This is a genomic window from Vibrio sp. EA2, assembly GCF_033042495.1.
Lineage (GTDB): Bacteria > Pseudomonadota > Gammaproteobacteria > Enterobacterales > Vibrionaceae > Vibrio.
On the sequence record NZ_JAWLID010000019.1, the window covers coordinates 1 to 23,774 of the forward strand.

Annotated in this window: 19 protein-coding genes and 2 pseudogenes; 8 read left to right on the plus strand and 13 right to left on the minus strand. The window is 42.4% G+C overall.

What is annotated here, in order from left to right:
- A pseudogene (locus RXX31_RS22135) lies at positions 1-193 on the plus strand (hypothetical protein); the annotation flags it as partial.
- Here RXX31_RS22135 and RXX31_RS22140 read toward each other — a convergent pair.
- A protein-coding gene (locus tag RXX31_RS22140; protein ID WP_317591830.1) for an IS5 family transposase occupies positions 136-896 on the minus strand; the annotation gives its coding sequence in 2 pieces (ribosomal slippage) (positions 136-320 and positions 320-896; 762 coding nt in all). The pseudogene RXX31_RS22135 and the gene RXX31_RS22140 overlap by 58 nt on opposite strands.
- Before the next feature lie 211 nt (positions 897-1,107).
- Here RXX31_RS22140 and RXX31_RS22145 point away from each other — a divergent pair.
- The gene (locus RXX31_RS22145; protein ID WP_317591831.1) at positions 1,108-2,226 is read left to right on the plus strand and encodes a hypothetical protein; all 1,119 of its coding nucleotides are present in this window, start codon (positions 1,108-1,110) and stop codon (positions 2,224-2,226) included.
- 281 nt (positions 2,227-2,507) lie between these two features.
- On the opposite strand, the gene RXX31_RS22150 is transcribed toward RXX31_RS22145, so the two are convergent.
- Positions 2,508-3,398: an FRG domain-containing protein gene (locus RXX31_RS22150; protein ID WP_317591832.1), complete on the minus strand. Its 891-nt coding sequence runs from the start codon at positions 3,396-3,398 to the stop codon at positions 2,508-2,510.
- Between the two features lie 208 nt (positions 3,399-3,606).
- Positions 3,607-4,767 (minus strand): alpha/beta hydrolase, encoded by a 1,161-nt coding sequence (locus RXX31_RS22155; RefSeq protein WP_317591833.1) that lies wholly within the window; start codon positions 4,765-4,767, stop codon positions 3,607-3,609.
- Positions 4,768-4,897: 130 nt separating this feature from the next.
- On the opposite strand from RXX31_RS22155, the gene RXX31_RS22160 reads away from it, so the two are divergent.
- Positions 4,898-5,797 (plus strand): LysR family transcriptional regulator, encoded by a 900-nt coding sequence (locus tag RXX31_RS22160; RefSeq protein ID WP_317591834.1) that lies wholly within the window; start codon positions 4,898-4,900, stop codon positions 5,795-5,797.
- 390 nt (positions 5,798-6,187) lie between these two features.
- On the opposite strand, the gene RXX31_RS22165 is transcribed toward RXX31_RS22160, so the two are convergent.
- Complete coding sequence (locus tag RXX31_RS22165; RefSeq protein WP_317591835.1) at positions 6,188-7,120, minus strand: LysR family transcriptional regulator; 933 nt, start codon at positions 7,118-7,120, stop codon at positions 6,188-6,190.
- Between the two features lie 93 nt (positions 7,121-7,213).
- Between RXX31_RS22165 and RXX31_RS22170 the strand changes: the two genes are divergently transcribed.
- The 3 genes from RXX31_RS22170 to RXX31_RS22180 all read left to right on the plus strand — a co-directional run bounded on the left by RXX31_RS22170 (position 7,214) and on the right by RXX31_RS22180 (position 10,672).
- Positions 7,214-8,326, plus strand: coding sequence for a TauD/TfdA family dioxygenase (locus tag RXX31_RS22170; RefSeq protein WP_317591836.1), 1,113 nt, complete (start codon positions 7,214-7,216; stop codon positions 8,324-8,326).
- A 17-nt stretch (positions 8,327-8,343) separates the two neighbouring features.
- Positions 8,344-8,955: an HD domain-containing protein gene (locus tag RXX31_RS22175; RefSeq protein ID WP_317591837.1), complete on the plus strand. Its 612-nt coding sequence runs from the start codon at positions 8,344-8,346 to the stop codon at positions 8,953-8,955.
- A 97-nt stretch (positions 8,956-9,052) separates the two neighbouring features.
- Positions 9,053-10,672, plus strand: coding sequence for a BCCT family transporter (locus tag RXX31_RS22180; RefSeq protein ID WP_317591838.1), 1,620 nt, complete (start codon positions 9,053-9,055; stop codon positions 10,670-10,672).
- A gap of 452 nt (positions 10,673-11,124) precedes the next feature.
- On the opposite strand, the gene RXX31_RS22185 is transcribed toward RXX31_RS22180, so the two are convergent.
- On the minus strand, positions 11,125-11,685 hold the full coding sequence (locus tag RXX31_RS22185; RefSeq protein ID WP_317591839.1) for a hypothetical protein: 561 nt from the start codon (positions 11,683-11,685) through the stop codon (positions 11,125-11,127).
- A 286-nt stretch (positions 11,686-11,971) separates the two neighbouring features.
- Complete coding sequence (locus tag RXX31_RS22190) at positions 11,972-12,880, minus strand: LysR family transcriptional regulator (RefSeq protein WP_317591840.1); 909 nt, start codon at positions 12,878-12,880, stop codon at positions 11,972-11,974.
- A 145-nt stretch (positions 12,881-13,025) separates the two neighbouring features.
- Between RXX31_RS22190 and nhaA the strand changes: the two genes are divergently transcribed.
- Complete coding sequence (gene nhaA, locus RXX31_RS22195) at positions 13,026-14,228, plus strand: Na+/H+ antiporter NhaA (protein WP_317591841.1); 1,203 nt, start codon at positions 13,026-13,028, stop codon at positions 14,226-14,228.
- 249 nt (positions 14,229-14,477) lie between these two features.
- Here the strand turns inward: nhaA and RXX31_RS22200 are convergent.
- From RXX31_RS22200 to ddaH, 3 genes and pseudogenes are all read right to left on the minus strand, one after another.
- Positions 14,478-15,215: pseudogene (locus RXX31_RS22200) on the minus strand (IS6 family transposase).
- Between the two features lie 32 nt (positions 15,216-15,247).
- Positions 15,248-15,655 carry an amino acid permease gene (locus tag RXX31_RS22205; RefSeq protein ID WP_317591842.1) on the minus strand — a complete coding sequence of 136 codons (408 nt, stop codon included), beginning with the start codon at positions 15,653-15,655 and terminating at the stop codon, positions 15,248-15,250.
- Between the two features lie 88 nt (positions 15,656-15,743).
- Complete coding sequence (gene ddaH, locus RXX31_RS22210; RefSeq protein ID WP_317591843.1) at positions 15,744-16,508, minus strand: dimethylargininase; 765 nt, start codon at positions 16,506-16,508, stop codon at positions 15,744-15,746.
- 253 nt (positions 16,509-16,761) lie between these two features.
- Here ddaH and RXX31_RS22215 point away from each other — a divergent pair, with 253 nt between their 5' ends.
- Entirely contained in the window at positions 16,762-18,225 is a 1,464-nt protein-coding gene (locus RXX31_RS22215; RefSeq protein WP_317591844.1) for a sigma-54 interaction domain-containing protein, read from the plus strand.
- 497 nt (positions 18,226-18,722) lie between these two features.
- On the opposite strand, the gene RXX31_RS22220 is transcribed toward RXX31_RS22215, so the two are convergent.
- The 4 genes from RXX31_RS22220 to RXX31_RS22235 all read right to left on the minus strand — a co-directional run bounded on the left by RXX31_RS22220 (position 18,723) and on the right by RXX31_RS22235 (position 23,643).
- Positions 18,723-19,727, minus strand: a complete 1,005-nt coding sequence (locus RXX31_RS22220) for a LacI family DNA-binding transcriptional regulator (protein ID WP_317591845.1) — start codon at positions 19,725-19,727, stop codon at positions 18,723-18,725.
- A gap of 253 nt (positions 19,728-19,980) precedes the next feature.
- Positions 19,981-21,066 carry a porin gene (locus RXX31_RS22225; protein ID WP_317591846.1) on the minus strand — a complete coding sequence of 362 codons (1,086 nt, stop codon included), beginning with the start codon at positions 21,064-21,066 and terminating at the stop codon, positions 19,981-19,983.
- A 169-nt stretch (positions 21,067-21,235) separates the two neighbouring features.
- Positions 21,236-22,252: a nuclear transport factor 2 family protein gene (locus RXX31_RS22230; protein WP_317591847.1), complete on the minus strand. Its 1,017-nt coding sequence runs from the start codon at positions 22,250-22,252 to the stop codon at positions 21,236-21,238.
- 98 nt (positions 22,253-22,350) lie between these two features.
- Positions 22,351-23,643, minus strand: a complete 1,293-nt coding sequence (locus RXX31_RS22235; RefSeq protein ID WP_317591848.1) for an MFS transporter — start codon at positions 23,641-23,643, stop codon at positions 22,351-22,353.
- Positions 23,644-23,774: the final 131 nt, after the last annotated feature.

Below are 23,774 nucleotides of genomic sequence, written 5' to 3' on the forward strand. Positions count from 1 at the left end.
TGTTCTTGGCATGGTATTGGTTATGGTTTTACTTTTGGCGAAGCAAATTATAACTCTTTACCATGCTGTTCAAAAAATACTCACGAAAGATCAACACGCCCTAGGGCCTGTTGATCTTTCATATCGACAAATTACTCAGCAGTATTTCGGTAGCCACATCATAGTGAATGAAAGTGCTATCATCGCTGAGTAGTTTCTTGCCAACTTATCATATCTGCTTGATATCGCTATAAAATGCTTAATCCTAGCAAAGGCGTTTTCTACAAGGTGACGCACTTTATACAGCTCCCAATCCATCTCATCATTGTTCAAATATTGAGTTTTCTTTGTGGGATCATAGGGATTGAGCCTATTTCGTTCTTTAAGAAACTTCTGAATTTTTTACTATCGTAACCTTTGTCAGCGACAGTGAAGTCACAAGTTGGGCTACTCGAAACTAATTGCTCAGCAAAAACAATATCATTTCTGTGACCGCCAGATAACTCAAAGTGAACTGGATATCCATTGCTATCAACCGCTAGGTGAATCTTGGTGGATTTTCCACCTCGGCTTAGTCCTATCTCTTCACTTTCTTTTGTTGCAGCACCTGCTGCATGTTGGTGGGCTCGGACAATGGTTCCATCTATGAATAACCATCTATTGTCCGAGTTTTTTGATAACTCTTTGAATATAGAGTGAATGACACCTTTTTGAGACCAGCGATTAAAGCGTCTAAAAATTTTACTCCAACCCCCAAACTCTTTTGGAATATCTCTCCAAGGGCAGCCTGTTCTCATTCGATATAAAATGCCTTCAAGCGTCATTCTATGCTCAGCTTTATTATAGATTCGACCGCTGCTTAACATAAGTTTTGATAGCTTGGCCCATTGTCGATCTGTTAGCATTGTCCTTGGCATGGTGGGTCCTTGTGTTTTGATTTTTGGCGAAACCAATTATACAAGTTCACCATGCCGATTAAAAAATAGCCACCAAAGATCAACAGCCCCTAGTATCTCATTTGTTAACAGGGAAACATTTGACTATCTTTACTAGGAAATAATCCTCCATATCGAAGGAATTGATTAAGAACCTCTCCTCTTCTAAGAAGCTTTGTCCAAGGAGGGCATTATGGCTTGGCTGGAAACACTGCTTGCCTTCGCTGTCACAATGATGGTGTTATCGACTATCACCTCCGCGATCGTGGAAGCCTTCAATAGTCTTCTCAATCATCGCGTCAAAGGCTTAGAGCGGTTGATGCAGGAAATGTTCGACAAAGTCATCTCGCCGAAATTGGGAAAAGGCACGCCAAATGATCTGACCAGAGCTAACTTCGTAAACCAAATGACTTCAATGCGTTTGGAGCCAGTTGATCGCGATGCGTCAACATGGAAGAAAGTGTTGAACGAGTTCGTTAACAAGTTCCGTCGCGCCGATAAACTTCAGTCACTTACAACGTTAGAATTCTTCGAACGCTTCGCGGAATCACCATTTGGTAAGGAGATTCATAAACGCTCAGGATACCCCAATGTTAATGAAGAAACGCTGAACGTACTCCTTGAAGACATCGCTAACAAGTTCGAAGCGTTCGGCGATGAAGCCACGAAATATTTCGCCCGTCGAGCGCGAGTCACCTCGGTTCTATTCGGTTTTATACTCGTGTTCTCGATCAACTTCAGTAGCGTCGAAGTCGTCAAGTTCCTAGTGCAAAGCGAGGAATCTAGGGCAGCGCTCATTAAGCAAGGTGAGAAAATAGCCAATGACCTGAACGCACAGCTCAAGAGAACCGAGGAGAGTATTGTAAAAGCGACTTCAGGAAACTCCGACCTTCCTGCATTCGACGCCGAGGAACTGGGGCAAAGCTTCTCCAAGAGCCTGAGAGCACTGAAGCGAGCCAATTTGCCTATCGGCTGGGAGCACTTGCCTTGGAAAAACAGTGATACGAACATGACGGTTTGGAAGTACTTGGCGTGGTTCTTTTCAGTTTTCGCTGCTGGGTTGCTGGTCGGGTTTGGGGGGCCGTTCTGGTTTGACTTTTTCCATAAGCTATCGGCGTTGAGTAGAGTCTCAAGGGTTTTCAAGAGCGAAGTCATGCAGGACGGAGCTCAAGCCATCACAGAAACACCTCAAGAGCGCCGGAACCGATTAGTTGATGTTTTCAAGACCGCCCGCGCAGCAAGTGATTTTGCCATTGCTGCCAAGGGTAGCGAATTGAGAAAAAGGAAGTCAGCCCCAAATGGCAGAACATAATATTCCTTCTCGTTAAAATTGCTGTTCGGTCGAGGATCCACCTGAATGCTAATTTAATAATTTGGTAGATTAACTATTGAAGTAACGTTTCCAAAGCTCAATGAACGAATTTATTTTTCGCTTTTTTTCATTGTAAAGCCACGAGTAGTAGTCTCGCGGGACTATTTCCCGCCCACGAGCAATTCTCTTAACTGATCCTTCGAGGTTGTGCCAAGACGTCCAGTGGTCAGGGAACGACCCTTTTGCTTCCGAATGAAACTTTGCTAGCCTTTCGAGTAAGTCTAGGTTGATACTAGGATACATTGTCGGGTCGAGTCGTGTAATGATTGAGCCATTTTCTTAATGCGCTCGAAGAGTTGTTTGTTTTCATCCTGAACTTGAACGAGCGGAGCGTTCATAGGTACTCGTTGATTCGCAAATTGGCTTGCATAGTCTTCACAGAATTGTTTAGCAACCTTATCGTCGCCCAAAAGGTGTAAGTCATCGATCCCTAGCTCCGGGTCCTCAAACCTTAGGTTCTCGTGCTGAGTGAAGGTAAGTTTATGAGGTACAATAGCCTCAATAGTTCTCGTGCTCACGCCTTCGAAGATGAGTGCTCTTTGACGTGTCAATCGCGTGACATCGGGCATGATAGTCACGCGTAAATCTGCGCCTGCAAGTGATAGTGTGCGGGATGTATCGTTGAGGGAAAAATTGTATACGACGCCGATATGTCCATCCGTCGGTTCATACGACGCAAAGTAAAGCGCAACGAGCGGATCATAGGTGATATCCAGAAGTGGAGGGGCGAGTTTTGCTTCACTCTTAAAGTGCTGCATGAAAGCGAGCTCCAAATGCTCAAGATCCTCTGTCTGTGCACTGCCAAATACGTCTTCGTACAAGGTAAACTTTGCTCGAAGATGTGCTCTGAAATGTTCAATTCGGGCTAGTCTTTCGGCTCGCAAGCCTAGTGAAAGCTTACTTGAGTTGTTCATAGGGCGCTCTAATGGTGAAATGTTTTCGTAATCGCTAGACGACAAGCCCCTATAGAAGAATTTGACACGATCATTAGGTTCGAGGCTATTATTCAGTTGATTGATATTGTATCGACCCGGAGCTCTATGAAACAACGAGTTTGGTGAGCGTAGCATTCTGCTATTAATCGAAAAATGTGTGCCACTCGGAAACAGCATACTGGTAGCTGCGTCATAAACATTGTCGAAAACCCCAAAGGGTATTTTATCTTTGAGTCGCTGGTGCGCCTCAACAACCACTTCTGCGTCGTTAAAGTGTTCTCTCTGTAGGCCAGATCGTATAGGTACCGACTAGAGCCGCTGTACCAACAAATGCAACTAACATGAGTCTTTTAGTCATCTTATGCATAGCTAACCACCCCAGCCTTTAAGCTAAGTTTTTCTGGAAAAACGCAGCTAATTTATCAAACGGAATTTTGTCCATTTGGTCATATAAATCTACGTGATCTGCATCAGGAATAATCACTAGCTCCGAATTATCAGGAGACAATTTGTGTACATCTTCTGAATAATAGAGAGAGTGAGCTTTATCACCTGCAATCAACATCACTGGTCGTGGTGCAATCATTTCTATGTTGGCGTACATAGGAAAATTAAAGAATGACATTGGTGTCGTTGCAGTCCAAGCCGACGCAGAGTTAATTCCGCGGGGATGGAAACCACGTTTTGTACGATAGTAATCAAAGAAGATTGCTACGACCGGATGTGGGTTAGCTGGCAAGGTGTCTGGCAGGACACGTTGTCCCGTGACAATATTCCCGTTTTCATCGAAAGGGACTTCATGATAACCCAAGCCATAACTACCTCGATCAACATCGGCCCAACGTTGCTGACCAAGATAGTCCATAACCTTGTGCCGTTGCTCCATCGTGTAACTGTCTTTATAACTACGGCTGATACTGCGAGACATGTCATACATGGAAGAAGTCGCCACAGCTTTAATGCGTGAATCACTCGTTGCTGCAGTCAGTGCCATACCACTGTAGCCACAAATTCCTATTACACCTATTCTGTCACGGTCGACATTGGGTAAAGAACCAAGGAAATCCACAGAGGCACTAAAATCTTCAGTATTGATATCAGGAGATGCGACATTACGTGGCTCACCACTACTTTCTCCTGTATAAGACGGATCAAAGGCAAGTGTGATAAACCCTCTCTCGGCCATTGTTTGAGCATAAAGCCCTGATGACTGCTCTTTAACAGCACCAAACGGACCACTAACAGCCAGCGCTGGGTGTTTAACAGTGATATTTTTTGGTACGTAAAGATCAGCAACTAGTGTTAGACCATATCGAGTTCTATAGCTGACTTTTTTATGATCCACTTTGTCACTTTTTGCGAAAGTCTTATCCCACTCGCTAGAAAGCGTGAGTGTTGGTGCACCATTACTTGCCGCAAAAGCCGCTCCCGTTACAGATAAAGCTCCTAGTGCAGCAGCGCATGCACCTGATTTTTTAAGAAAAGTACGTCGAGACGGCTCGCTATCTGCCTGCTCAAGATGTTCGTTACTTTTGGATAATGTCATTGGTATATCTCCTTTATCATTTTAATGAAGTCATGATCGAGTAGCTGATTAATTGATTTAAATGTTGACATAAACACCCCAACATGATTAGTAGGATTTAATTTGATGTACTTGTGAGAAAAACTCAGCAATGAATTTTACAAAGATTGACGACATACAGGCATTTCTAGCTGTGGCCGAAGACCAGAGTTTTACCAAAGCAGCGGCAAAACTCGGTATTACTCCATCTGCATTAAGTCACAGGATGAAAAGTTTGGAGGAACGACTGGGTCTAAGGTTACTGACCAGAACTACTCGTAATGTATCGCCAACGGAGGCAGGAGAACGGCTAATTACCTCTTTATCGCCTCTTTTTGAGATGATAAATCAGGAGGTAGAAGCGCTGGGCGAGTTAAGAGACAAGCCCTCTGGTACCATTCGTATTTCATGCACTGACGACCAAATTGAGCTTTGCTTACGACCTAAGTTAGCTGAGTTTTTGAAGGAGTTTCCTGATGTTACCGTTGAGCTTTACGTCGACTATGGTTTTACCAATGTCGTTACAGAAAGATTTGATGCGGGTATTCGTTTTGGTGAATCAATTAGTCAAGATATGATAGCAGTTCCGGTTGGTCCAGATATACGCCTTGTTGTGGTTGGCTCTCCCAACTATTTCAAACAACACGGTGAACCTAAAACACCTTACGAGTTACCTGAACATTCATGTATTGATATCCGTCACCGGCCAGAAGGTTCTGTCTACGCATGGGAATTTAAAAAAGATGGTAAAGAGTTCACAGTCAAGGGAAAAGGACACATCGTATTTAACAGTATCATGCACGTATTAAACGCCGCCGTTGATGGGATTGGTCTTGGATTTGTCCCAGAAGAGTTGGCAAAACCTTATCTCGATGATGGCCGATTAAAAACGATTTTGACAGACTGGACACCGTATTTTCCTGGATTTCATCTCTACTACCCCAACAGACGACAATCATCACCTGCATTTTTAGCGTTTGTTGAAGCATTTAAATACAAAAAACCTAGGTAACAGTGTCATCCGTTACTGAAACAACCAAAGGCAGTGATGCCTTTGCAAGAAGTAAAGAAATCTACGAAGACCTAATTGGAGATAGATGCATACTAGCGTTATTTACTTTGAATAATTATTGGTTAAGTTAATTAGATACAACCATCTGCGGGCAGCGTTCAACGTTACATCCTTCAGTTTTATACTGGCTGCAATGGTTTGCACATTTTGCACATCACCGTTATTAACCAATTCCCTTTGAACTCGTATCGAGCCTTACTACTATCCAATATTTTCTCGTCTATTAATTCGGATCAAAACTAATCAAGATTATTATCCTATCGCTAAATAACTTTATGAATGTTATCCAATTGAAAATGTAACCTCGAGAAGCTACTTTTATCGCATTAGCTAAGAAACAAGATACTTACTAAATTCAGTATCTGCTTGTAATTCAAACCAATCAACCAGAGTTCTAATTAATCGAGTATGGTGGTAATCTGTGCAAATATGATAACCACGAGCACAACATTGAATTTTTGGTTCAAGAGGAATGATTAGACCATCTTTAATTAATGGTTCAATTAATCCAACCCAACCAAGTCCAATACCTTTACCAGATTTTATATCGTCAACGAGAAGTGGATAATTGTTATGGTAAAATGTCGTGGATTCTTTTTTATTTTTAATACTTAAGATTCTAGTCCAGTCATTCCAATCAAACCAACTCGCATTATTCGTATCCATGTGAAGCAATGGATAATTATCTATTGAATATAAATACTTTCCAGCATAAAGTCCGTGTTCTTCAGCAAATTTCTTAGAACATATAGGTTGCACTATTTCAGGAACAAGTTGCTTTTCATATCCATATATTTTTTCAGATTTACCAAAGTAAAAAACTATATCGGAATCTTGTTTTTTTTCATTTACCGTTTTTACCCATGGCTGAATATCAAACTCAATATCTCTAAATTCATTTTGCAAGTTTTGCAACTTAGGAAGAATCCAGAAAAACATGAATCCGAACGGAGCTGCGATCCTAACGCGTGGATACTGCTGGGACGATGATTGCCTAACTTGTGAAATGGCTGTTTTGATGGCCGTTATTGATACAGAGATCTGACCATAAAACTGACGTCCAACCTGTGTCGCTTGTACTGGTTTAATTGTCCTATCAACGAGGATTAAACCTAAATCTTCTTCCAAAGACCGGATTCTTTGAGACACAAGCGGCTGACTGATCCCTAATTCTCTGGCAGCCGCGGTCATTGAGCTCAGCCTAACAGTTGATTCAAACGCCATCATCGCTTTGAGTGACGGAATACTGGATTTGTTAATCATAAGAAAACTGCATGTTACGTATAAGTATTCCTAGGCTACCAGTTTAACAAAACAAAAGTAATACTGGATTAGCAAACAATAGGAGAAAGAAGAATGCCAGACATAACAATAATCATTGATAACAATACGTTATCTATAAAAGCAGCCGTTGAAAACTCTCATTACGAACTGTCACCGTTATGGTTGCGTGAACGCTGTCAAGATGAGAACAACCTAGATAAAATAACTCAACAAAGGTTATTTAATCCGCATGATCTTCCCAGAGATCTGATAATTACAGATGCTATCCACCTAACAAGTGGTGACATCAGATTAACATTTAGCGATGGTTACCAAGGAACTTATAAAACTGACCAATTTTTACCTGACTTCGACTTTAACGATGGGATTCCAGCGCAGGTAGCATGGAGAAGTGACATAGATAAGTCCGTGTTCCAAGTTGAATTATCCGATCTAGAAACCGAACAAGGGTTATTTAATGCCATCGAACGATTTCTCACTTATGGCGCAATAATTATCAACGGAGTACCAAACGAACCGGATGCTGTAACACGAGTAGGAGATCTCTTTGGGCATGTCAGATCCACTAACTTTGGTCAGTACTTCGAAGTTTATACACGCCCAGACTCAAATGATCTCGCGTATAGAACAGTCCCGCTAGCAGCACACACTGATAACCCTTACCGAGATCCAATGCCCGGAATCCAGTTGCTGCACTGCCGATACAATGAAACTAAAGGTGGTCTTTCAACACTAGTGGACAGTCTCTCGGTCCTAGAACAATTAAAAGTTGAATGCCCGGATGGGTACGATTTGCTAACGCGTATCCCTGTACGCTATCGACATGTTGACTCCAATATCGAATTAATAGAACGTCAAACTATGATCCAGACGGATTACATGGGTCGGATATCCGGTGTCACTTATAGCCCTCGTCTTGACTACTTACCTTTAATGTCATTAGAAGACACTCGGTTGTTCCATCAAGCTCGTAAACGACTGGGAGAACTTTTTGATGATCCAACCTATAAATGGGAATTCCGCTTAGAGCCAGGTCAAATCCAAATGTTCCACAACAGTCGTGTACTCCATGGTAGAACAGAATTTGATGCGAATGAGGGACTACGCCATTTACAAGGTTGTTATATCGATATCGATACACCAAAAGGTATTTACCGAGTTCTAAAAAATACACTTAATGCTTAATAAGGATTAATCGCAGAATGGATTTCGTTAATTTTACTCAAATGAAAGATGGCACTCGTGAAGAATATTTATTTCTTGATGAACTCGAAGCCGGATTTGCTCTTGAATTACCAGTTCGAATTATGTCTGCTTTACGTTGTCTGGAGCATACTCTTTCAGGCTACCGCGTTAGTAGATTAGAGCACTCACTTCAAGCGGCTAGCCGTGCTTATGATGACGGTGCAGATGAAGAAATGATTGTCGCAGCCTTGATACATGATATCGGTGATGAATTAGCACCTTATAATCACTCGCAATACGCTGCATCCATAATTAGACCATATGTACGCCCTGAAGTTACTTGGGTAATAAACATGCATGGCGTGTTCCAGTATTACTACTACCTTCATCACCTGAATGGCAACCCTAACCAACGCGATAACTACAAAGATCATCCTTGGTATCAGTCATGTGTCGATTTTTGTGAAAAATACGATCAAGCATCTTTTGACCCCGAATATCCCACAAAAGAACTTGAGTTTTTCGAACCAATGGTACAGCGCATCTTCACTCGCAAACCATTTGATTTAGAGCATATAGGTAGGGATAACATTCTTGAAGACGGCGTTGATATTCGTACTAACACGTAACGCTAGAGTAGGTTCTAAAAGACTCACATATAAATAATATTACTAAAGCTCAACGTGATGACCGAATCAAATAGGTCATCACTAGAGGAGAAATGATATGTTCACTCTAAAAAATAAGAGCCTTCAAGGTCCTGTATTAGTCAATGAAGAAAAAGACAACACATATATATACACGGGGGAACCTGTCTATGGATTCGACGTCCACAACTCAGTTTTCTTAGTTTCTTCTGTATTCATGTTGCTATTGGTGATAACAAGTATCATGTTTCCAGAGGAAGCCAACAGCGCTCTTGTTAGCATTCGTAGTTGGATCATATCCGATTTAGATTGGCTTTTCATGGCGTCCGCTAATTACTTTGTTTTTTTCTGTTTCCTACTAATAATTCTACCTACTGGCAAAATTCGTCTTGGCGGCAATTCCGCCAAACCTGAATATTCTACCTTTTCCTGGTTATGCATGTTATTTGCCTCCGGTATTGGAATTGGTTTAATGTTTTGGGGGGTGTCAGAACCAGTAGCGTATTATACGAATTGGTATGGAACACCCTTAAACGTAGAACCTAATACACCAGCGGCTGCTCACCTTGCATTGTCTTCAGCTACATATCATTGGGGAATCCATGGTTGGGCTATATTTGCGATGATTGGGCTTTCACTCGCCTATTTTTGTTACAACAAAGGCCTGCCATTCACAGTTCGTTCGACCTTATACCCTCTACTTGGTGAGCGTTGCTGGGGCAGTTGGGGATCGTTTATAGACGTTATCTCATCTATTGCTACCGTATTCGGTTTAGCCACGTCCTTAGGTTTAGGTGCTCAGCAAGTATCCAGTGGTTTGCACCATCTGTTAGGTATAGATAACAACATCGTTACGCAACTAAGTGTTATTGCGATTATTTCAGCGATCGCGATGTTTTCTATTTTTAGAGGTATGCATGGGGGTGTGCGTCTCCTTAGTAACATCAATATAATAATGGCTCTATCTTTGCTTATCGCTATTCTTGTTTTAGGTCCAACTGAATTGCTCTTGCAAGATTCAGCTATGACTCTTTTAGGATATGTCGAGTATATAATCCCGCTTTCCAATTGGATTGGGAGAAGTGATACTACTTGGATGCAAGGTTGGACGGTGTTTTATTGGGCATGGTGGATGAGTTGGGCTCCATTTGTTGGCCTTTTCATTGCTAAAATTTCAAAAGGCCGAACAGTAAGGGAGTTTTTATCGGCTACATTATTTATCCCAAGTATTCTTATAGGTATATGGATGGCGGTCATGGGAGGAACAGCGATTGACCAGATTAATCACGGTGTCGGCGGGCTGGCAAGTGGTTTAAGCGATGTTTCTTTAGCGCTTTACCAAATGTATGAAGGACTTTCCTTTAGCAATGTTCTTTCCGCAATATCCATAGTGTTACTTATTATATTTTTTGTTACTTCAGCGGATTCGGGCTCAATAGTCATGGATACCATTACGGCTGGCGGTAACATTAACACTCCAACTAAACAAAAGCTTTTTTGGGCTATCATCATTGGTCTAATTGCTGGTGCGTTACTTTACGGTGGAGGAGCTAATGCTCTATCGGCTTTACAAGCAGCGACAGTGAGTGCAGGGCTCCCATTTATGATCATACTATTGATAATGTCTTGGGGTTTATATCGTGAACTTTCCTCAGATACAAAAAAGAACAATGTAACGGTTAATTATAATATCAAGTGACCGCTTTACTGAGCATAGACTAAGGAAAATTAAAAGTGTTACACAACTATTATTTACACATGAATATAATAGCTGTGTAACGCTTAATGAATCTGTACTTCGATATACAGCTATCTTTAATTTGGTGGAATTTACCCTCGTAATACAACACGGGGATTTACAACGAACACCACTAAAAGAATGGATAAGTTTTAGTAGGGGAAAAGCCCATGAACAGGATGTGAATGAGTAAAAGGTCTACCAAATAATGGGGCATAAACGTGCTAGCTGTGATCACATGCTAGCTGTGATCGAGCTGGCACGTCATTGGACAGAAACGTGTCAGTGCTTCCGCTAATTTAGCAAATGATTAATTATCTCAGGTATGTCAAAGCCAAATTATGCATCTGGCTTGTCATTCTGAGTGTGGAGTTAGCAAGCTTTGTGGTTGATCTTAGGTTGTTGTGGTGATGTTACGTTAGATATTTATCTAAATATTCATTATTTATCTTTTTCCATAAATTGAACAAATGTTCGAAATCTAAGTCCCTTATTTTTAGTAACTGGTTTGAGTTTCCGTCCAATTGACTTTCGATAGGTAATGTATTCACAAATGGATCACTCTGATCTTTAATTCCTTTATAATCTGGCTCTGTTTTTGACTTCTTTGTTTTTGGCTTCTTTGGGGTAGGGTATCTACCTTGCCATAAAATATATCCGTGAAGAACCTCTAAGATTACCCTATCCTTCTTACTTAATTGTAATTTACAGTGTTTAGTAAGATTATTAAGATCATGGTGTGTAGGTGGTTCTTCGCTTTCAGCCACATAAAAAGCTTTAAACATTAGCTCAAAAGACAGCCCCATGAGCAACCGATGACTATTACCACCGTCAATCAATTCACCATTCTCATAAGATTTCCAAAGAATCTCAGATGCGTGCATTAAACTAGTAGATTTATCATGCCAATATGCAGAATTTTCACTCCAAGCTTCAAACTGCGACTTATAAACCCAATCAAAATTTATAGCCATTTACCCTCCATAGTATTGTTTGTACTCATTAATATAAAATTGATAGAAAGCAAAGAACCATAGTATAGTCATACACAAGGGACACTAGGTCAATAACAGGGAGCGGTGAAAAACCTGCATATTGTTACTGATAAACAACAATGGGACAAAGGTGTATTACACATCCACGTCAGCACACCTCTGGACAGAAACGTGTTGGCAATACCAGCGGTGCTTCATCACAAACCAGAAAACTAAACGGCCATTCTTAACTCCATAAACTGATCAAAGTGAGATCTAAGAAATTTTAACTCACTGGTGATTTAAATAAGGAATAGCCCACTTCTAGCAACTGCTTAACTACTGGGTGCTTAACTTTACGCTCTGGTGAAATAAGGTATATTCTTTCTGTGATATCATAGGTTCTTCCTACAATACCAAGGTTAAACTGTTCTAAGATCTGTTTTTCTAGTGAAGAAGACGCACAAAAAACACCATAGCCTGCTTGTGTAAAATATTTAGCTAAAGCTGAATCATCGAATTCGCCAATAATTTCTGGGTTGATATTGATTCGATCAAACCAAGAGAGCAAGTTAGGTCTTTGGTTAGCACCATCTCCAGAGGTAAACATTGGGTGTTTATCCAAAGACAATGGAAATTCATCACGTAAAAGTTTAGCGGTGTTTTCTTCAGCGAAAAAGGTTAATCCGCTTTCAGCAAGCAAATGATTGAACGCTTTAAAAGGTGAATCTAGTGGTAATGGCGCTTCACTGATAATGGCATCGATTTTATTTACCGCCAACATTGGCAGTAGTTGTTCCAAGTTGGTTTCTTTACATACCAAATGAACAGATGAGCGTGTTGAATAGATCTCTTTGAGTAAGTTAAATGATACGGCTTTATCTATTGCAGGGGTTACACCAATTGAAAAATACAACGCAACGTCTTTAGCTTGGGAAGTCAGTGAATGGAGTAACTCATCACCCAGTGAAAATATCTCTTTGGCATAGCCATAAGTTAATCGTCCCATATCATTCAATTCAAGTCGTTTACCACGACGCTCAAACAGTGGATAACCTAGTCTCTCTTCCAGCGTACTAAGTTGAGCACTCAAGGTTTGTGGAGTGATATGTAATATTTCTGAGGCACGGGTAATACTGCCACTTTTGGCGATTGTGTAGAAGTATTGTAGATGGCGATAGTTTAACTTTGACATAATAATCAGTTCAAAATACTAGCAAATTTGAACAGTATAACTTCTTTTCAATTTTTTTCTGCAAGTGATACAGTTTAATTCGATTTATGTTGTTTATGCTCTTGATCTAAAATAGCGCATCATTATTCATCAATAGAAAAAAACTATGTACTTGCAAAAAATTAAATCACTAATTCCAAAGGAAGCTTATGGCGGTCTACTATTAGTTTGCACAACAATTATTGCAATGTTTTTAGCCAATTCGTCATACTCCGATAACTATAAATTTTTTCTTCAATTTGAGATTGGAGTTAATTTAGGGGCATTTGATATTACTAAACCTGTGTTGTTATGGATAAACGATGGTTTAATGGCGCTTTTTTTCTTCCATGTCGGGTTAGAAATCAAGCGAGAAACTTTGTATGGACAATTATCAAGTTTAAAAGAAATATCCCTTCCTTTAATTGCTGCGATAATGGGGATAATTGTACCTTCACTTATCTATTTATGTTTTAATTTTAACGACCCAGTTGCGATTAAGGGTTGGGCGATTCCTTCATCAACTGATATTGCATTCGCTGTCGGCGTTTATTCATTATTTGGTAAGTATTTACCATCTAGCTTGAAGCTGTTTTTATTGTCGGTTGCGATTATCGATGATATTAGTGTGGTTGCGATTATTGCATTATTCTTCAATGATGGTTTATTGATGATGCCTTTATTCATCGCATTTATAGGCTTATGTGGTTTGTTTCTATTAAATCGCCTAAATTTATTTAATAAAACTGTATTTGCTTTGGTTTCGTTTATGATCTGGGCTGCTGTACTTAAATCTGGAGTACACGCTACGTTAGCAGGCTTTGCCATAGCATGGTGTATTCCCATCGATAAAGACCCGAAAAAGTCTATCTCATCTCAGATAGAACATAGTTTATCTCCTTGGGTAACAATAGTCATTTTACCGCTTTTTGCTTTCGCAAATGCTGGTGTATCTGTTACAGGTTTAAGTATCAACGATATATTTACTCCTGTTTCATTAGGTGTTTTGTGTGGTTTATTAATAGGCAAACCAATGGGTGTTATGTTGGCTTGTTGGCTAACTGTAACGCTAGGAATATCTAGTTTACCTAAAGGTGCCAATTGGATTCAATTATATGGAGTGAGTTTATTATGTGGCATCGGATTTACGATGAGCTTATTTGTAGGAACATTGGCATTTGACGAAAGTATACCTTCTACCCTTATTCAGGTAAAAGTAGGCGTGCTACTAGGATCCCTATTTTCTGCAGTATTAGGAGCAATCGCTGTTTCAATTACTTCCCGAGATAAGAAGTTCGATCGAGAATTAACAGTGTTACAATCTTCATGAAGCATAAAAAGATAAGTTGATAAAAATCTGTGTAGATTGACCTCAAATCCTTATAACTTAAAATCTCGGTAGGTACTTAAACTTATCTACCGAGAAGTTAGCACACTTTGGGGCAAAAGTGCGCCAGAGAAAGCCTACTGGCACGGCGAGCGATGAGAACCCCGTGCCAGTTGATGCAGTTAGACCTTCATACCGGGTTTGTTGCAAAAAATGGATATGAGCAGATTTACCCTGGGTTTTGATAGGTTATCAGGCAAAAATTCGCTCTACGTTGAAGACTCGATTCATAAAGGCAGATCTCTCCTGTACCAATGTCTTCCGCTCATCAGTTCGTAACCAGAAATCAAACTGGCCTTTGTTCAGCATCCGCAGTGATTCAAACCCATGTATTGTTGCGTTGGCCCGTTTGTTGACTTTAAAACCCCCGGTGGCCTCAATCAGTTTCTTGATAGGGGCATGGTCGGATTCGATGCGGTTATTGAGGTATTTAACTTGGCGATGCTGGACGTCAGTACGCAGTCTGCCATCGCGTTTCAGCTCGCTGATGGCATTGGCGTACGAGGCATGCTTATCTGTATTCAGTGTCTTTGGATGCTGCTCATGACGGTAACGCTTCAGGCAGCGACGAAGGAACTGGTAGGCCGCATAGTTATCTCTCTTCGGCGAAAAGCGTAAGTCTATTGTTCTTCCCTGCTTATCGATGGCCCGGTAGAGGTAACACCACTTTCCTTTGACCTTAATGTAAGTCTCATCAAGCTGCCACGACGAGTCAGCCCGGATGAATTGATAATGCCGCCGCAGCTTCCTATGCAAGATAGGCGAGTACTGAACAAACCACCGGTAGAGCGTAGAGCGATGCACGGAGCTCCCGCGCTCGGCCAACATATCACTGAGGTTGGCGTAGCTCATCGGGGTAGAGCCTTACCAACGAATGCTCCAGAGAATGATTTCAGGGGCAAAATGTTTCCATTTGAATTCGTTGGTCATTTAAGGTTTTCTCAGCTCTGCTTATATCACAATCACATCAGTCTCTCGCTTAGAGGCAGTTTTTGCAACAAGCCCCTGCAAACCATGGCCGGGAGTGTGCTGCCATTGCCAAAGAAGTCGAAGATCTGGAATGAGCCCAGTGCGCTGTATATAACGACCAGGTAACCGACGTTGCCGACCCAAACAGAAATCCAGTACCCCCATGCCGCATTAAACCCGAGGTAGTCGCCGAACCCTTCCCGCACATAACCGTATACCCCGTCCTCAATATCAGGCCGGTTAACAGACAACCATTGGAAAATTTTTGCCAGGGTGACCATACCGAAGAAAGTGATAAGCCAAGCGATAATAATAGCGCCGGCCCCTGCCCCTTCAGCCATATTTTGCGGCAAGCTGAAGATCCCACTGCCGACAATCGCCCCTTTTACAAGGGCGGTCATTGGCACTAACCCAGCTTCCGTATGCTCTTGTCCGTCATTATGTATCCTCCTGAAAAAGGAGGGCATTCCAGCCCTCCTCAATAGCTGATTAAAAGCGTAGCGACATGCAGCTTACGCCACCGTCAACCTTGCGGTATTCCGAGGTGTCGACGGTTTCCACCTTGTATCCCAGTTCGAGGATTTTACTTTCTGTTGTTGGGTAGCCACTTGGCATAATGACGGTACCGTTTACCCAGATACAGTTAGCGGCATAGCTTTCGTTCTCAGGGATCTCGATAATGTTCAGGTGGGCAAAATCTGGTTTGTTAATAAATTCACCGGCGGCAAGCAGGTTACCGTTTTCCAGGTAGGCCAGACCGGTTTTGAGGTGGAGCACCTCCTTCAGAGGAACAATATGGCCAGACATACCGTATTTCTCGAGTATCGCGATCAGTTGGGTGGCACCTTCTTCATTAGTTCGCGCCGACTGGCCGATATAGAAGGAGTCACCCACCATCATCACGTCACCGGCATCCAGGGTGCCAGGGGCTTTGATATGTTCAATTTTGTCCCCGTAGAAACGGCGCAGCGCCGGTTCAATCGAATCTATTTCCCCGCGACGCGTATCGGCACCCGGGCGGGTCACAATGCCGCAGTGTTTGGTGCAAAGCGCCGGGTCTTCAACAAAGACAGAGTCAGGGTAATCCTCAAGCGGAGGAAGTAATAAAATTTCAACGTCGCACTTTCTTAAAGCATCTAAATACGCCAGGTGCTGTTTCATGGCGAGATCGTAATCGGGTTTGCCATCATCAGCTGAAGAAATGCCATCAACCAGTGCTTTACAAGGGGTACGCGCAATAATGTAGTTAAACATAGTGAGTCCTTCTATATATTTGTCTTTAACGCTTGGTGAACAGTAGGTAGCGAGAACCGTGCCATGTTGGAACTTTTATTTAAAATGCTTTTAAATCAGCCTATTACGTTATTTGGTATAGTTATGGTAGGCTGAAATATCATGACGAAAGATCGTCAGTGCTGAATTTTCGGCAAATGCAGTGTAACTAATTAATTTTTCTTATTTTTATGTGAATAATTTCGCTAAATTAGTGGTTATAATGTGGTTTAATATGACGATAATTCGTCAGCTCGGGGATGGGACAGTGATGGAGAAGCACCCTGCGGAGATACTTTCATTTATCAACCAGGTGATGACGGTGTTTGACAGCATTGCCAGTTCATACATTATTATCGACGCATCAGAAACGGTTGTTGCCTATAACGAGGTTAGCTCGAAACTGGATGGCATCGCCGTCGGTAAGGTTCTCAACCGCAAACTGCTGGATGTGTTCCCGTCCCTTTCCAGACATTCGAGCTCGATGCTCCAGGTGCTACGTAACCGTGTGCCTATCTGGAACAAGGCCCAAAGTTATCAGGCGCCGTCGGGTAAAGTGATGACCATGACCGCATCGACTTTTCCCATTCTCGATATTGATAACACGACGATTTTCGTGATTGAAGTCGTTCATGATATCAGTAACTTAAGGGAGTTGACGGATCACGTGATCCACCTGACAGAAACCCTGAAGGAAAGCCAGCCTCCGACAAAGAAAAGCCTGCAGATTGTCACCGAGAACAAACAGTTTAAGCGGCTGCTCAAGGATGTAAAAACCTTCGCCCAGACACAACTTCCGGTACTGATCGCCGGGGAAACCGGCACCGGGAAAGAGCTGGTTGCCCGCTATATTCATCTCAATAGCAGCCATAACAATGTGGCGATGGTCACTATCAACTGCGGGGCGATCCCGCCGACCTTAATTGAGAGTACCTTGTTCGGCACGGTTAAAGGGGCGTTTAGCGGTGCCGAAAACAAAAAGGGGCTATTGGAACTGGCTGATGGCGGTACGCTTTTCTTAGATGAAATCAACTCCATGCCGATAGAGGTGCAAAGCAAACTGCTGCGGGTTGTTCAGGACGGCGCCTTCCGCCCAGTGGGCGGCAACCATGAAAAGACCGTGTCTATTCGCTACATCGCCGCCATGAACGAGCAGCCCGAGGTGGCGATACAAAAAAAAGAGCTGCGCTCTGATCTGTTTTACCGCCTTGGTGTCTGCATGGTGGTGCTTCCCCCGCTGCAACAGCGGCTGGATGATATCCCACACCTGGTTGAATGCTTTATCCGCAAGCATAATCCGCTGCTCAATACCGCAATAACCGGCTATACCCCGGACTTTATCCAGTCGCTGGAGTCTCGTCCCTGGCCCGGTAACGTCAGGATGTTGGAGAACGTGGTGCTGCGTTGCATGCTGATGTGCTCGCAATTAAGCGACGGTGTGCTGAATGCATTGCACTTGGGCTCAATACAAGAACCGTCGATTTCTATCGAGCCTGTACCTGCATATCAAGAGTGGATTCCAGCAGACAGCCGGGAGCCAGAAGAATCGTTGGCCGAACATTTGGCTGGCTATGAAAAGAAATTACTGATCAATGCCCTGACGCGGTGTAAAGGCAACCATAGCGAAGTGGCGCGGCAGTTAAAGCTCCCCCGCACAACACTGCAGAGTAAATTGCGAAAATATGGGATCAGCACTTAAATTTGTGGTTTTGTCACATATCATGCTCGTTCGACACAGAATTAACGTAACAGACACTTAGCGCACAGAATTTGTAGCCACAAAGTTGAAGTGTCATTTTTCGACATGTGAATCGTGACGATAATCCCATATACCATCACATTAGCTTTAGTATCTCAAAACGTCATTAACAGCCTGTGAATGAGCATCAACTCTAACACGAGATGGGGCATTTTCGAGTTAATAGCGCATCACAATTGATGTGATCACCAAGCGATTACCCACGCTAATCGTTATAACGATTAGCATTAACGAGAGTTTGAGTTTCTTTTGGATAAAGCATGTAGGTGTTTTATATAAATTAGAAGTTAATAAATAACTTTAGGTATTGGGAGAGTAAAACTTCCGAAAGACAAAAGTAAGTACTGATGGAATTTATTATGAAAAAGACATCACACTATCCCTGGAAAATCAGCAGTATTGATGTCTTTATTGGCTCTTTTTACTTTATAGTGTCACTAAATAGTAGTTTTCCTCTCAATCAGCTTTACAGGCACCATCATTTTTACCAAGCTACTATTTTTATTGTTGATTTGATCGACAATGATCTTTACACACTCACGAGCCAATCGGCGGAAATCTTGGCGGAAGGTCGTTAACTGATAACTCAACCATTCAGTTTGTGGAATATTGTCGAAGCCAATGACTTTCAGATCTTGTGGAATACAAATGCCACATTCAATTCGAGCAATATCCATTACAGCCATCGCTAAGTTATCCGTCGCGCAAAATACTGCCTCTGGACGCTTATTATCTGTCAGCATTTCACGAATCTTATCCAGCGAACTTGAATAGTCGTAACTTGCTTCAATGATACGTGGCGTTTTACCAGTTAAATCTTCAAACTCAGAAACAAACCCGCTTTGGCGCTCATCATTAGTGAAGGTCGGCACTTCGCCAGTTAGATATACTACATTCTTCACGCCACTTGCATGAAGCAATTGAGCCGCTTGTTGCCCTGCTTCGTAATTATCACTGATAACATAACTACTTTTAGTACCATCAACCACACGCGCATACTGAACGATAGGGATATTGAACTCTTCGCATTCTTCATAGAGTGACTTGTTAAACGTTGCCGAAGCAGCAATTACTCCATCCACGCGGTACTGGAAGATATTAGGGATAGAATGATTATCTTTGTCGTCCACTTGCCAAGGAATCAACACTGCAGAGTATCCCTGCTTCTGCAATTCTGTTGAAATCAGTTGCAGTGTTTTCATGTGGATCGGGTAGTCCGTATCTGGAAATACTAAGCCAATCAACTTAGATTCGTTGGTCGTCAAGCTACGTGCAAAAGCATTGGGACGATAGTTTAGGGCTTTTGCGGCCTCGAATACCTTTTGCTTGGTCTTTTCTGACACAGAGCTACCCGGAACAAATACTCGTGATACGGTAGATTGCGAAACGCCAGCCAGTTTAGCGACGTCCTTCGATGTGACGGTTTGCTTTTCAGGATTCATTTAAGCTAGTTCATAAGTCAATTTAACTTTAATCAGGTTAACACAGATAGTTACGTAGTCATAAATCGAATTGACCAGATATAAGAAATTAAAGGAGTCAGGTTTCGTTAGGAGTGTAAATTGGGTATTACCCAAGCAGTGTTTCACTTTCGGATGCGAAAAAGCCTTAACCCGAGGGTAAAGGCTTACTTTTTGTTGCCATGGTCAATAAATCGGATGCGCTACACAAGCGAAATCAATTTTCGAGTATTGTTTAGAAGTAGTAGCGAATCCCCGCCGCGAATTGATCGTCTCGATTCTCAAATGTATTACCATCGTATTGATCTTTGCCTAAATCAAATTGGTACTCAGTCCAAACTAGGAATTTGTTTTTCTTGAAGTGATATTCGACACCAGGAATCAACAAGTTACGCTCAAAACCATTCGTTTCGTCACCACGATCTTTCAAGTAGTTATAGTTGATAGTCGGACGAAAACCATTTTCGAAATGGTAGTATGCGAAGAACTCGCCACCAAGAGTATCGAATAGGACATCGCTTGCCCCTTGACTAGCAGCTTCCCAGTTTTCCCCTATGTGAAAAGTAAAGCCAGTGTAGAAACCTTCATTACTGTAGTTGGTCCCAACTAACAAAATACGCATATTATCGCCGTCTTCCGCTCCTTCGGTTACAGCGCTAAGATCAGCAAGTTCATTTTGGTGATAAGCAGCACCAAGTGTCAGACCATCAACGGGCTTGTAGATGATTGACGCGCTAAGACCGTTTTTCAAAGAAGCAGTTGAGTTGCTGGCTAATGCAACATTTTCACGTGTAGTTTGGTAAGTAAAGCCGTAACTAATTCTCTCGTTAATTGAATTCCGGTAGGTGATGGAGTTTTCCGCTCGACCTGTACCAGATGAGATCCCCCAATCTGCGAGGTTATATACGCCTGAACCTCGTGAACCAAAAATACGGCCCATATCCGTAAACCATGCAATGTCATAAAAGGTTGACCATTGCTTAGTGCCCGCTGCTATTTTGCCGTATTTTTCATGCTGTACACCTGCATACAATAAGCGGTCATAAATATTGTCACCATTTGCGCCAGAGTTGTATCCCCACTCCGCGTGACCAAAGCCTACCCAGTCATTATCTAAACCCATTTGGCCTTTCAAACCAAAACGCGAGCTGCCGCTGTTCCATTCACCTTCATCATTGCCGCCACGATCTTGGTAGCGAGCTTCGAAACGACCGTCGAGGGTTAAACTGTCACCCGCGTCATTAGTAAAAGTGTGTGCAGCAAAGGTGTTGCCAGAAGTCAGTGCAGCTAGAATCAGCGCAGAAAGAGCCGTTTTCTTCATCGTAATCTCCATATTTAGGTACTAGAAAGCCTCCAAGAGGCCTAATTCTCGGTAATCGTTTTATGTAAATAGGATGTACCCCATCCCTGAGGTACTAGTTGGGAGCATATCCCCTAAAGCGAGAAGGCATTCAGGGGATACCAGGGCAGATGACCGCCCTGATAACTTCTTAAAGAGAAGGGTTTAAGATTTTCTGAGTACGTTCGAATACGTCTAGCCCCTGCTGCTTTAACCAATAAGGCAGGTCGATCAGAACCCAGTTTTCAGATAACTTGTCACCATCGCGGTAGTAAACATCGACTACTTGCATATCTGCACGTACTTCACCACCTGTCATACCTAAAAAACCACCAATTGGCGTATTAGATAGGTTTGGCCAACCAAAGAAACAAGAGAAATTACCTTCTGCAAAACGGCATACGTGGCCGTTAAACTTCTTGTCTTTTAGGTTGTTACGGAACGGTAGCTGGTGCTGTTGTTGGTAACGAGGGATAGTGTAAGACGCACCGATGCCACATGGGCCGTACCAGATCATATCTTTAGACCAACTCTTTTCTAATACTTCTGGCGGGCAACCCATTGCGCCGCTATCATTAAGCGCAGATAAGTCATCAACCATCTTGTTGACTAAGGCCAGTGTTGCTACGCCTTCTTTTGGATCCGCATCTTCAAAAAGTAAACCATCGTGATTACGAGGACCCGGGTAAACGAAATGCTTACCGGTAGACGGTGGAAGTGGGTAACAACCTGCTTGGTCCATTGCACCTAAAAGGTCAAGGAAAAGACCCGTTTTAGTGATCTTGCCGTTTTCGACACAATTGAACTCTGCGTAACGGATGTTCATGATCTTGCCAGTTGGACGCATTCCTAAGTACTCGGCGTCGAATAGCCCCATGAAGTGGCCCATACTCATTACCCAGATTTCTCCAGCCGTTACTTCGTTCTCACCTCCGATAAAGATATCTTGACGACGCTGCATGCGAGTCATTGATTTCATTAGCGGAGCCCAGAAAACGTCAGCTGCCGCTTGAGCTCCACGTTGCTCACGAAATGGGTAAACCCCTCGCCATAGGTAGTCTTCTGATGTGTGTGCTTTTAGCACTTCTGCAACGGTTTCATAAGTTGCATTTTCCATAGCGTCGAAGTATTGACGAACAACTCGTTTTGCTTCTTGGTATTTAGACATAATAAATCTCTCTTTATGCTGTCGAGTCAGCGTTGGGAACAGGACTCAAGTTTATTTTTTCATCCGGCTGGGCTGCCAGCCGGATATATATAATTTGATTAAGCGTTTGCTGATTCGGATGTTTTGTTCTTATCGAACAATCCGCCTTTTAGAGTCTCTGGCAATGAGAGCCATAGAAGAGCAGCAACAATCCATACGATTGGTGATCCCCACATCGCAGTTTGAAGATCGGTACGCTCTTGAATAAAGATAAGCACCATAGGAGCGAACATGCCGATGATACGGCCACCGTGGAATAAAGCGGCGCCGAAACTGCGTAGATGCGATGGAAATAATTCTGAGAAATATCCCCCCCATACCGCAGAAGCTGAAAGGCCAAAGTTATAAATAAGTCCTAGTAGCGCTAACATGTTCAAGCTGCCAATCATCACATCACTTGGTGCAACAAAGAAAATAGACACCATAGTACCCGCGAGAATGAAGCCGAACGCGTTCACCTTACGACCAAATTTGTCCGCGATCGCCCCCCAAACCCATGCACCAAATAGCGAACCGAATGCAGAGATAGAAAAGATAAGGCCGATCGTTGCTCCATCAAACTGACGCACTTCTTTGAGGTATGTGGTGACAAAGCCTGAGAAAAATTGGTAACCATAAAAGTTAAGACCAGCGAGTAATAAACAGGTGATAGTAATCTTGCGGTAAGGTTGACTTAACATCTCACCCCACGACCCTTTTTTTACACTTGCTCCAGACGCTTCGTTGGCTGACTCTTCTTCACCATAAGCAATGGTCTTTTTGTCACTTGGTAAAATAAAAACCATGACAATAGCCGCCACTAGAGGAGGTACGCCACCAACCCACATTAGGCTCTGCCAAGGCGCATCAATGCTTGAAATAAACGCGGCATACGCACCCATGACCATCAAAGCAACGGAAAACATAGAAGAAGCAAAAGCGGTTAATTTTCCGCGTACTGTTGGCTGGAAAAGACCAATCATCATACTTACAGCGACTGTAAAGTAACCACCTAGAGAGATACCAACGATGAATCGCATTGCTGCCCATGTCGCGTAATCACTAAACATCATGTTCATAATCGTTGCGCCACCATTGAGCGCGGTGATGACAATTAGCGTATTCTTTTTACCAAAGTTGGTTGCAAACCAAGCACATGACAATGCACCGATGAGCGCTCCTAGTGATTGCCAAGTATAAAACTGGGCAGTATCCGATAAACTAATGCCTTCATAAGCCTCTACAATGTATGGGCGTACGTAGTCAATAATTACAAAGTTGTAACAATAAAAAAAGTAACCAACCAATATCGCAAGATAAGCTGCCACCCTTTGAATCATAGGAACTTCGCTCATGTGTTTTTTAGCATTCATGACCGATAAACCTCTATTTATATTAAGATATTTTCTATTTAAGTTAAATTTACACGATCGCTTTGTTGGATGTCTCCGAATTCGTGTCGTGGCTAATCATAAGGTTATCCATCACATTTGATCTGTGATCA